Raw genomic sequence first — 10,916 nt, forward strand, 5'->3', positions numbered from 1 at the left:
GGCGTTTTACCAATTGAGGTTGTTTGTTGAGTACAAAGCGTCGATTGCTGGTGTACCAGTGGTGTTTGTCCCACCCGCATATACCAGTCAGACTTGCTCTAGGTGTGGACATGTTCACCCCATTAAAGGCAAATCTTATCGGTCTGGTAAATCGTTTAAGTGTGGACATTGTGGTTTTGAGCATGACGCTGATATTAATGCTGCTTTAAATATTGCAGCTTTGGGGTTGTCCGTAATCCAGCCCAAAAGTCCGGGGATTAGTTGTCAGTTGAAAGGACAGTTAAATCTGTTTTCGACTAACTACTTTGAACTGGGCTGAAGCCCATCGGCTTTTAGCCGTGGGTTGCTTACGTGAGTGTCTAATTTCTATAATTTGATTAATATCTGATTTGAATAATCTGAAATTTATCCTAGCAATACAAATCCCTCCATGGGTTACTCTCAAAGGGTGAAATTTCCGTATTGGTCAAAAAAAGAGCTGTTGGGGAGTAAGGATATAGGAGTGTAATAGGATTCTGTGGCTGTGGGGTAAAAATCTCGGCGTATTTTAAAGAGATGAATGTAAGAAAAATTCTTGTTTTTTCTTACACTCTCACACCCTTACATCTTCACACCCTTATCCCTCACATCCTCACATCTTTACACCCTTTTGCCCTCATTAACTAACATCAACCTGAAGTAAAAAAAGATGCAAAAACTGATTCATTCAGCCTTGTTGTTTACCTTGATTTTTGTTGGCGTTTTTTGTAAGTTAGGTGGTTAGTTTAAAAAAAATCGCTGCAAATCTTCTCACAATTTGATACCCTAGCTTAAACAGATTTGGGAACATTAACAGCGTGGAAACTCAAATTGGGCGGGGGAAAACAGCTCGTAGGGCTTACGGCATAGATGAAATAGCTTTGGTACCTGGAAACAGGACGCTAGATCCAAGTTTAGCAGACACCAAATGGCGTATTGGTAATATTGAGCGAGAAATCCCAATTATTGCCAGCGCTATGGATGGTGTGGTAGATGTTCGCATGGCCGTGCTTCTGTCAAAATTAGGAGCATTGGGTGTATTGAATTTAGAAGGAATTCAAACTCGTTATGTGGACCCAGAACCGATTTTAGACAAAATAGCTTCGGTGGGCAAAGAAGAATTTGTTCCCTTGATGCAAGAACTTTATGCTGAATCCATTAAACCAGAATTAATTGAACAAAGAATTAGAGAAATTAAACAACAAGGCGGTATAGCCGCAGTTAGTGCGACTCCCGCAGGCGCAAGTAAATATGGTGCAGTAGTTGCAAAAGCAGGGGCAGATTTATTTTTTGTACAAGCAACAGTAGTTTCTACATCACATCTGTCCCCAGAATCTATAGTACCCCTTGACTTGGCTCAATTTTGCCGAGAAATGCCCATACCTGTGATTTTGGGTAATTGCGTGACTTATGAAGTCACACTCGACTTAATGAAAGCAGGGGCTGCTGCGGTTCTTGTCGGTATTGGTCCCGGTGCTGCTTGTACTTCCCGTGGCGTGTTGGGAGTGGGTGTACCACAAGCAACTGCGATCGCAGACTGTGCAGCCGCCCGTGAGGAGTATTATCAACAAACAGGTAAATATATTCCAGTAATTGCTGATGGTGGTTTAATCACTGGTGGTGACATCTGTAAGTGCATTGCATGTGGTGCCGATGGAGTCATGATCGGTTCTCCTTTTGCAAGGGCTGCTGAAGCGCCAGGACGAGGCTATCATTGGGGTATGGCAACTCCTAGCCCTGTGTTACCTCGTGGGACACGCATTCGCGTAGCTACAACTGGTACTTTAGAACAAATTCTTGTTGGTCCAGCCCAGCTAGATGATGGTACTCATAATCTTTTGGGAGCCTTAAAAACTAGTATGGGAACATTAGGAGCCAAAAACATTAAAGAAATGCAGCAAGTTGAAGTTGTGATTGCTCCTTCCTTGTTAACTGAGGGTAAAGTATACCAAAAAGCTCAACAACTAGGTATGGGTAAATAAAATAAGTTAGTTGTAGTAAGGAGAGTATGGAGAGTGTGGGTAGTAACTGTAAAAAAATAACCTACCATCAACTACCAACTACCAACTACCAACGACTATAAAAAAATTTTTCCAGACTCTAAAACATTTCCTGGAAAAATCACATATGTCGCCTACAATAGAAATAGCGGAGACGCATGTTTCCGTTCACTCCTCACACCACACTCCGCCCGGACTACTGTTCGGGCGGTTCCTTTTGTTTATAAAAAAATGCTAAAACCATATACTTTTTGTAAAAAGCAGAGATAAGGTTACACAGTAACGGGTAGAGGAAAATAAAAACTCTTTAACCTTTCCTCAATTATTGAAAGAATAACTTTTGCAAAAGATATCATATACAAATCTATCTTTCTCACTCCAAGCAGTGCTTTTTGCTATGGTAGAATTTCAGCACGATCAAAAATATATAGGCAAAGGTTTGTAGCCATGTCAGCAGCCGCACAAGTTACCGACTCCACTTTTAAGCAGGAAGTATTAGACAGCGAAGTTCCTGTTTTGGTTGACTTTTGGGCACCCTGGTGCGGTCCTTGCCGGATGGTAGCCCCAGTTGTAGATGAAATAGCAGCTCAATACGAAGGTCAGCTCAAGGTAGTTAAGGTCAATACCGATGAGAATCCTAATGTTGCTAGTCAGTACGGTATCCGCAGCATTCCCACATTGATGATTTTTAAGGGTGGACAAAAAGTTGATATGGTAGTAGGCGCTGTACCAAAAACTACATTAGCTAATACATTGGAAAAATATCTTTAAAGTTTCAGTTACTGCAAATACTTTTGGAGTGTTTTTCACTCCAAAAACATCCTAAATATTTGCCAGTAAAAATAAAGGAATACTGACCTTGGTTTCCTAAGTCTAATATTTTTCCAACTATGTAGTTTGCACTGTGTTTAACTACTAAACACACAATAGCAATAAAGCCTACCCTAAAAAAGTCATCTGTGATTCATTTTTCACCTTTGTTTGTCCTTTCACCAGTAGAAAAACTAGTGCAAAAGGTAAAAATACAAAGCTGTAAAGCTTTTCTAGCAATCTTTTAGCTTATTTTTACTGTTGTAGCCATTTTTGGCACGCTGCACTAGATTTATGTTGTTGCAAAGCAATTTTTGGTTGGTAAGGAAGTAGTAGCGCCTTAGTTTTTATAACTGGAGGTGCTTTTTTATTTCAATCAAAGGGCTTTCCAGAGAAATGTCATATTAGATCAAATTTAGGTAAAATATAATGCCGCATTGGCTACAGTTCTCATGACCTCATCTGCGTCGTTTAACATACTAGAGTTAGAGTCTCTCCAAACCGATATCGCCGAATTATTTGAGCGTTTACCAAAGTTGAAGAATCGACAATATATTCAGCAGGCGCTAGCTACCATAGTGCGTCTGGCTGAGAGCGAAGTCGATCGCCTGGATTGGAAAATTATGTCGGCTGCTTTAATAGATATGGAGCGTGGTTTCGAGCTCTTTCATGATTACCGACATGTCCGAAAAGTGACCATATTTGGCTCGGCTCGCCTATCACCAGAAAGCCCAGAATATCACATGGCTGTTGACTTCGCCCGCTATGTTACTCAACTGGGATTCATGGTTATGACCGGTGGTGGTGGTGGGATTATGCAAGCCGGTCACGAAGGTGCTGGACGAGAAAATTCTTTTGGTCTAAATATTCAACTACCTTTTGAACAGCAAGCAAACCCAATTATTGAGGGTGATCCAAAGCTGATTCATTTTAAATATTTCTTTACTCGCAAGTTATTTCTTTTAAAAGAAAGTGATGCTGTTGCTTTATTTCCCGGTGGATTTGGGACTCAAGATGAAGCTTTTGAGTGTATGACTTTAAGCCAAACAGGTAAGTTTGGCCCAGTACCCGTAGTCTTAATTGATCGTCCTGGTGGAGGCTACTGGCGAGCTTGGAGCGAATATATTGATAAACAATTGGTGCAAAATGGCTTGGTAAGTCCCGAAGATCCAAGTCTATATACAGTGACAGATGATTTGGTCGTAGCTTGTAATGCTATTACCCGCTTTTACCAGGTTTATCATTCTAGTCGTTATGTAGGCGATCGCTTAGTAATTCGCCTCAGAACAAATTTATCTGATGCGGAGGTCGAGCAATTAAATGCTGATTTTAGTGACATTCTGGTAACAGGACGAATTGAAAAAAGCCAAGCTTTACCTCAAGAAGGACAAGATGAAACTTTGGAACTACCCCGCTTAGTTCTTTACTTTAATCAAAGAGATTTGGGGCGTCTTTATCAAATGATTGCTGTTATCAATAGTATGGGTGCGCCTTCATTAGAAGATAGAGCGCACCCAGAATTGAAGTGACATTTAAATTTTGTAGAGACGCGATATATCGCGTCTCTACATACCAAAATTATGACGAAAAATCCTTAACCGAGGAGTATTTGGGTAGTTTGCCTACCCCTTGCAAATAAAAAATTAATTTGCTGATTCTGAAAAGAATAGTTGAATTTACGAATAACTCAACACCCAATTTACAAGAGTGCGAACACCGAAACCAGTTGCACCAGGCCCGTTATAACCATTTTCTTTGTCAGTCCAAACAGGCCCAGCTACATCCAGATGCGCCCAAGCCACAGTATCTTTGACGAATTGTTTTAAAAATAAAGCAGCAGTAATCGAACCACCAGGACGAGGCCCTGTGTTTTTCATGTCGGCAATACCAGATTTTAGTCCTTCAAAATACTTCTCTTCCATTGGCAACCGCCAAATTTTCTCCCCTGCACCCTGGGCTGCTGTTTCTAATTCTTGGGCTAAAGTATCATTAGGTGTAAACAAACCAGCAATCTCATCACCAAGGGCAATTATACAAGCACCGGTGAGGGTGGCTAAATCAACGATCGCATCGACTCCGAGTTTCTCAGCAAATACCAAAGCATCCGCTAGAGTTAAACGTCCCTCAGCATCAGTGTTATTAACTTCAATTGTTTTACCGTTAGATGCTTTGAGAATATCACCAGGGTGCATGGCACGGCCGCTAATCATGTTCTCAGTGACGGCGGAGATAAAGTGAACTTCCACATCTGGCTTGAGTTGACCAATTGCTTTGGCTGCACCAAAAGTTGCTGCTGCACCGCCCATGTCAATTTTCATGGTTTCGATCCCGCTACCTGCACCTTTGATGTTGAGTCCGCCAGAATCAAAGGTTAAGCCTTTACCAATAATTGCTAATTTGCGTTTAGGTGTCCCATTTGGCTTGTAAGTCAGGTGAATAAATTTTGGTGGTAAATCAGAAGCTTTTGCGACTCCCAAAAATGCACCCATACCCAACTTTTCACAGTCTTCCTGTTCCAGAATTTCTACGTGCATTCCTGTTTCGGAAGCGATCGCCATGGCGGTTTCTGCCATTGTAATTGGTGTGACTTCGTTAGCAGGAGCCGCTACCAATTGTCTAGCTAAAATTACTCCAGAACTGATTTGATTAGCACGAGCGATCGCAGATTCGTGTCCACTCAGCCCCAGTAATTCTACTGTTTCTACTTGTGGCCCTTTATCCTCTGGTTCTGACTTAAAGCGATTATCTTGATATAGTGCCAACTGTACACCTTCTGCCAAAGCTTGAGCTGTTTGGGCAGGATCGTTATTCCAAACGGGTAAACTTATACCAAGAGTTTTACATTTTTGCTTTTTGGCTTGGCGAGCAACCGCAGCAGCAGCACGACGCAGAGTATCCAATTTGACTGCATCTGGTTTTCCTAAACCCACCAAAATAACTTTACGAACAGGACTACCACTAGCTAATCTTGTGACAGCTGTGCTACCGACTTTCCCCTTAAATTCTTCTTCGGCAATTAGTTCTTTTATATACCCAGCAAACTTCTGATCTAAAGTCGCCAGTTCCCCAGTTAACTCTGCTGCATCTTCAAATAATCCTACTGCCAGACCCTCTCCAGTCCACTCTATAAGCGAGGTACTACTAGGTATAATTTCCATTTTTTTATTTTGTGTAAAAGTTCTTGTACCAGTATTGCGTAAAATTTGTGTTTTATGGATTGTTGACAGTTGTTGGTTGGTAATACTGCAATGGATAGAATTTTTCGTTATGCTAGTAGTTTTACATAAACGCGATCGCACCGTGTTGTCTCTACACCTGTTGCTGGTTGATAACCATTGCTTTCATATAATTTGACTGCTTCTGCTAAAACGCTGGCGGTTTCAATCCAAATTTGCTGAAAACCACGCTTGGCGATCGCTCCTTCGAGTTTTTGTAACAAATATTTCCCTAATCCTACACCCCTAGCACTCGGCAAAAGATACATTTTGCGGATTTCTACAGCTTTTTTGCCCCGATGAATGGGGTAGTATGCACCCGTACCCACAACGTGAGTTTGGTATTCAATTACCCAAAACTCTCCACCTGTGGCTAAGTAACATTCTTCGACTTGCAACACATCTCGATCCGCGCCATCTGGCTCCCAAGCAAGACCATATTCTGTTAACACCGACCGGATAACCTCTGAAGCAGGAATGCGATCGCCTTCTTCCCAATTCCGAATCAAAAAATCTTGGTAATAATGATTAATCATTGGTCAAGTGTCAATGGTCAATAGTCAAGCTTCATTCTTCGCGTCTTTGCATCCCCGATCCTAACTATGAATCCTCGGTTCAGGATGTAAATTTACTAGCAATGCGCTCTCAATAATTGCTAATTCATCTAGTCTTTGGATGACAATTTCACGGTCAAAATAAGTATCACCTAGCACCCAATAAGTACCAAAATGACGCGCTTCGGATGCCATCAAACCGTGATAAAATTTGGCTAATTTCGCTTCAGGACAATGAGTAGCTAATAAACCCAAACGTTCGTGACTACGAGCTTCAATTAAACCACTGACTAACAAAGAATCTAAAAAGCGATCAGGTTCCTGGGGGCGAATTTGGGCTTTTAAACCTGCGCCATAGGGAGGAGGTGTCAGGGGGCGCATGGGTATATTTTTATCTTCTAACCATTGATTTACTTGCTCGAAGTGTTCGAGTTCTTCGCGGGCAATTTTGGTGAGTTCCCGCACCATCTTAGCATTAGAAGGATAGCGAAACATCAAGTTCAACGCCACACCAGCCGCTTTGCGTTCGCATTGAGCATGGTCGAGGAGGATAATATCTAAATTAGATATCGCCTGTTCTACCCAAGCAGAACTGGTAGGTTGTTTGAGAATGTTAATCGTTGGTAAAGCAGAAGATAACACAGTCATCCGATTTTAGATTTTGGATTTTAGATTTTGGATTGATCCCACAGAATTTTCTGGGGAATTGTCCGCCGCGAGGAATTTTTTGTCAAAATTTAGAATTGTCTACTTTATTTTATATCGAGTGGACATTAAGCATTACAAACAAATAATAAACGACAAATAAAAACTATAAAAAAACCCCTTCGTGGTCTAGAATTTAATTTCTAGAAAACGAAGGCGGTGAATCTCCATCACACAAACAAACTAATAATTAGGTAAACTTTTGATTCGCTCAATTGCTAATTAAGCAGCTTGGGGTTCTTCAGTTGAATCTGCTTTTGCAACTGGTTCAGTAGTGTTATTTTCTAAATTGATTTTCACTACTTTCTGACGCGCTTCTATAACTTTAGGTAATGTCAGCCTCAGTATACCGTTTTTGTACTCTGCTTGCACTTGATCATTCTGAATTGCTACTGGTAGAGGAATTACCCGTTGGAATTTTCCATAGCGGAATTCTGAACGAACTTGACCATTGTTTTTGGCTTTGTTTTCGTAACGGTGTTCACCAGTAATAGCAACTGCTGCTTTTGTTACCTGAATATCCAAATCTTTTGCTTCTACACCAGGAATTTGGACTCGCAAAATCAGATGATCATTCGTATTTTGGAGTTCAACGGCTGGTTTCCAAGTTATTTCTGCCTGATGCTTAACTCTCAACATATCATCAACAATTCGATCCATTTGACGGTTGAAAGCATCAATTTCTGGGTAAGTCCGCCAACGAATAATAGTCATTTTAATTTCCCCTATTCGCCCTTAATTTTAGAGGTTTGATTTATAAATCTATGATGGCGATTCTTTATTGAAGACTTAGTGAGGTAAACCGGATGATTTTGGGCGTGAATACCAGTCTTTAAACTGAAGTGAAGAATGAGCGATCGCTCTAACTTAGCATTACCTAAACAATCTTTGTTAAGTCACACTTGACACTTTGGCGTTCAAATATGTAAAGTAGTACTTGACCACGAATCAACGAAGTTATGCAAAACCGACTGAAAGAACTTCGGCAACTGCACCAGTGGTCACAATCTGACCTCGCCAGGAAGTTAGGAGTTAGTCGTCAGGCGGTCAATGGTTTTGAATCTGGCAAGTTTGACCCCAGCCTAGACATGGCTTTCAAAATTGCTAGTCTGTTCAACGTTCCACTTGAAGACGTTTTCATCTACGAGGCAAAAAATTCTATGCAAATACTTGTTGAGCGATTCAAAAATCACTTTGGTTTCGAGCGGTTCACCGAAAAGGCAATCAACGCAATCAAGTTTGCACGAAATGAGGTAGCACGTTCGCAGAAATCACAAGTTGAGCCAGAACATCTGTTTGCTGGCTTGTTAGCTGATCCAACTACAACCTCTGCTCGTTTACTTCGAGCAAATGGCGCGACACTGGACATAGAAACCAATGAACATTCTTTTGAATCTCGCGAGAATCCAAAATTTAGCCCACAGAGTAAGTTCATTCTAGAGCTGGCATTGCAAGTCGTTCGGCTTCAGGGTAAGAAATCTATTGGGACTGAGCATCTGTTGTGGGGTTTAGTCCGCCTAGCGGAAACAGACAAGACTATTTTAAGCGACCTGTTTCAACGCTACGAAATTGATCTTGAAACCTTGAACAATCAACTAACAGAAGCGATCTAAATTCAGACCATAAACTAGCTAGGAAAGAAAGCGATCGCATTTCTTAAAATTGTTATAGAAGAGCGATCACACTAACTGAAAAGTACACAAACACAATTAGTTCTAGGCGTACTGCAATTAAGTGTCACACTTTTAACCCTCTAAATAGATTTGTGCTATAAGTTAAAAATTTATTTCTAAAACATGACATACGTGTTTTTATGTAGTTGTCGTGAAATCTAGACATCAGGATGCATAAGATACCGTTTTACCTCAATACGGTTCAGTTAAGAAGAAATGTAGGTTGGGTTGAGTGCAAGCGAAACCCAACAAAGCCTTGATAATGTTGGGTTACTCTGCGATCAGCCGCGCAGGGCGCGTCTACGTTCCTCAAACGCCAGGTGCTACAACGGGGGGTACCCCCGCAACGCACTGGCTCCCCAACCTACGCTAGTTTTAGTTTTTAGCCTTAACTGAACCGTATTGCGTTTTACCTAATCTTTAACCCTAGTCCTTAGTTTCTAATGAACTCAATAGACTTAGCCTTTACCCCAGCCCTGGAACAAGCACGGTTAATCCGACATCGGGAAGTGTCGCCATTAGAATTAGTGCAGATATATCTAGAACGAATTCAACGCCTGAATCCTCAACTAGGCAGTTATTTTACGGTGACAGCAGAACAAGCGATCGCTGATGCGAAAGCTAAGACAGAAATGTTGGTAAATAGCAACGAATTACCACCGTTTTTTGGTGTGCCAATTTCAATCAAAGACCTCAATCCTGTGGCGGGTGTTCCTTGTAACTTTGGTAATCCGGCGTTACTCAACAACATTCCTGACTTTGATGATGGTGTAGTTACGCGGATTAAGCAAGCTGGTTTTATTCTTCTTGGTAAAACTGCCACCTCAGAACTTGGTTCTTTTCCTTACACAGAACCTACGGGTTTTCCGCCAGCCAGAAATCCTTGGAATTTAGAATACACTCCCGGTGGTTCTAGTGGTGGTGCAGCCGCAGCAGTTGCAGCTGGGTTATGTGCGATCGCTCAAGGTTCTGATGGTGGTGGTTCGATTCGTGGCCCTGTGGCTTGTTGTGGATTAGTAGGAATCAAGCCAGCTAGAGGACGGGTAACTCATGCACCTGTGGGCGATCGCCTCAGTGGAATTGCTACTAACGGCCCAATTGCTCGTACTGTTGCGGATGCAGCAGCCCTTTTAGATGTCATGTCTGGCTATGTCACAGGCGATCCTTATTGGTTAAGCGATCCTGAACCATCTTTTCTCGTTGCTAGTAAAGAAAGAATTGGTAAGCTACGTATTGCCTATGGTACAGCGATTCCACCCATTGGTACAGCCGACGCCAATTGTCAGCAAGGCGTTCTGCAAACAGTAAAATTATTAGCAGAACTCGGTCACACGGTTGAAGAAAAAAGCCCAGATTTTAGCGGTTTACTAGAACCATTTCAGATCGTGTGGCAAACTAGTGTAGCGACTTCAGGCCTTCCCCCAGAAGCCTTGCAACCAATGAATCGTTGGTTACTAGCACGTAGTGGTTCTGCTAGTGAGTACCTGCTAGCAGTATATCAAATGCAGATGGTGTCACGGCAAATTGTCGCTTTCTTTGACACCGTAGATATACTAATTTTGCCAGTATATTTACATTCACCTATTCGTGTAGGAGAATGGGCGCACCTCAGCCCGGAAGAAACATTTCAAAATATTGTCAATTGGGTTGCTCCTTGTCCGCCAGCGAATGCAACTGGTCTACCTGCGATCGCACTTCCCGTTGGTTTTGACGCCAATGGTTTACCTATGAGTGTGCAGCTAGTCGGCAAACCCGCTGCTGAAACCACTCTCATCAGTTTAGCCGCTCAAATAGAAACTGCAAAACCTTGGATTGAGCATCGTCCTGCATTTGCTGCTTCTTGAACTTTAGGGAACGGGGATTGGGGATTCTCTTTACGGAGACGCTACGCATAGACGCGGAGAAATGTTAATAATATCTCCGTGTCCCCCTTGTCCTCCG

At 42.0% G+C, this 10,916-nt stretch carries 10 protein-coding genes; 6 read left to right on the forward strand and 4 right to left on the reverse strand.

Going from position 1 to position 10,916, the window contains the following annotated elements; translation table 11 throughout:
- The 4 genes from ACE1AT_RS07395 to ACE1AT_RS07410 all read left to right on the forward strand — a co-directional run.
- A partial coding sequence (locus tag ACE1AT_RS07395; RefSeq protein ID WP_374866822.1) for a zinc ribbon domain-containing protein occupies positions 1–319 on the forward strand: 319 nt, incomplete at its 5' end.
- A gap of 517 nt (positions 320–836) precedes the next feature.
- On the forward strand, positions 837–2,000 hold the full coding sequence (locus ACE1AT_RS07400) for a GuaB3 family IMP dehydrogenase-related protein (protein ID WP_374866824.1): 1,164 nt from the start codon (positions 837–839) through the stop codon (positions 1,998–2,000).
- Positions 2,001–2,441: 441 nt separating this feature from the next.
- Positions 2,442–2,789: a thioredoxin gene (gene trxA, locus ACE1AT_RS07405; RefSeq protein WP_374866901.1), complete on the forward strand. Its 348-nt coding sequence runs from the start codon at positions 2,442–2,444 to the stop codon at positions 2,787–2,789.
- Between the two features lie 491 nt (positions 2,790–3,280).
- Positions 3,281–4,357 (forward strand): LOG family protein, encoded by a 1,077-nt coding sequence (locus tag ACE1AT_RS07410; RefSeq protein ID WP_374866826.1) that lies wholly within the window; start codon positions 3,281–3,283, stop codon positions 4,355–4,357.
- A 147-nt stretch (positions 4,358–4,504) separates the two neighbouring features.
- Here ACE1AT_RS07410 and ACE1AT_RS07415 read toward each other — a convergent pair whose 3' ends face one another.
- The 4 genes from ACE1AT_RS07415 to ACE1AT_RS07430 all read right to left on the reverse strand — a co-directional run bounded on the left by ACE1AT_RS07415 (position 4,505) and on the right by ACE1AT_RS07430 (position 8,016).
- Complete coding sequence (locus ACE1AT_RS07415; protein ID WP_374866828.1) at positions 4,505–5,986, reverse strand: leucyl aminopeptidase; 1,482 nt, start codon at positions 5,984–5,986, stop codon at positions 4,505–4,507.
- Between the two features lie 107 nt (positions 5,987–6,093).
- Entirely contained in the window at positions 6,094–6,579 is a 486-nt protein-coding gene (locus tag ACE1AT_RS07420; protein WP_374866830.1) for a GNAT family N-acetyltransferase, read from the reverse strand.
- A 60-nt stretch (positions 6,580–6,639) separates the two neighbouring features.
- The gene (locus tag ACE1AT_RS07425) at positions 6,640–7,239 is read right to left on the reverse strand and encodes a tRNA-(ms[2]io[6]A)-hydroxylase (RefSeq protein WP_374866903.1); all 600 of its coding nucleotides are present in this window, start codon (positions 7,237–7,239) and stop codon (positions 6,640–6,642) included.
- Between the two features lie 285 nt (positions 7,240–7,524).
- Complete coding sequence (locus ACE1AT_RS07430; RefSeq protein ID WP_374866832.1) at positions 7,525–8,016, reverse strand: Hsp20/alpha crystallin family protein; 492 nt, start codon at positions 8,014–8,016, stop codon at positions 7,525–7,527.
- Between the two features lie 245 nt (positions 8,017–8,261).
- Here ACE1AT_RS07430 and ACE1AT_RS07435 point away from each other — a divergent pair, with 245 nt between their 5' ends.
- Together ACE1AT_RS07435 and ACE1AT_RS07440 are read left to right on the forward strand one after the other, a co-directional pair.
- On the forward strand, positions 8,262–8,915 hold the full coding sequence (locus ACE1AT_RS07435; protein ID WP_374866834.1) for a helix-turn-helix domain-containing protein: 654 nt from the start codon (positions 8,262–8,264) through the stop codon (positions 8,913–8,915).
- Positions 8,916–9,418: 503 nt separating this feature from the next.
- Positions 9,419–10,819 carry an amidase gene (locus ACE1AT_RS07440; RefSeq protein ID WP_374866836.1) on the forward strand — a complete coding sequence of 467 codons (1,401 nt, stop codon included), beginning with the start codon at positions 9,419–9,421 and terminating at the stop codon, positions 10,817–10,819.
- Positions 10,820–10,916 lie beyond the last annotated feature (97 nt).

It is taken from the genome of Pelatocladus sp. BLCC-F211 (assembly GCF_041928655.1).
Taxonomy (GTDB): domain Bacteria; phylum Cyanobacteriota; class Cyanobacteriia; order Cyanobacteriales; family Nostocaceae; genus Pelatocladus.

Excerpts from the sequence above, each read along its gene's own strand:
- ACE1AT_RS07435 (WP_374866834.1), top strand. The coding sequence starts at position 8,262 with ATGCAAAACCGACTGAAAGAACTTCGGCAACTGCACCAGTGGTCACAA.
- ACE1AT_RS07430 (WP_374866832.1), bottom strand. The coding sequence starts at position 8,016 with ATGACTATTATTCGTTGGCGGACTTACCCAGAAATTGATGCTTTCAAC.
- ACE1AT_RS07420 (WP_374866830.1), bottom strand. The coding sequence starts at position 6,579 with ATGATTAATCATTATTACCAAGATTTTTTGATTCGGAATTGGGAAGAA.
- ACE1AT_RS07415 (WP_374866828.1), bottom strand. The coding sequence starts at position 5,986 with ATGGAAATTATACCTAGTAGTACCTCGCTTATAGAGTGGACTGGAGAG.
- ACE1AT_RS07410 (WP_374866826.1), top strand. The coding sequence starts at position 3,281 with ATGACCTCATCTGCGTCGTTTAACATACTAGAGTTAGAGTCTCTCCAA.
- ACE1AT_RS07440 (WP_374866836.1), top strand. The coding sequence starts at position 9,419 with ATGAACTCAATAGACTTAGCCTTTACCCCAGCCCTGGAACAAGCACGG.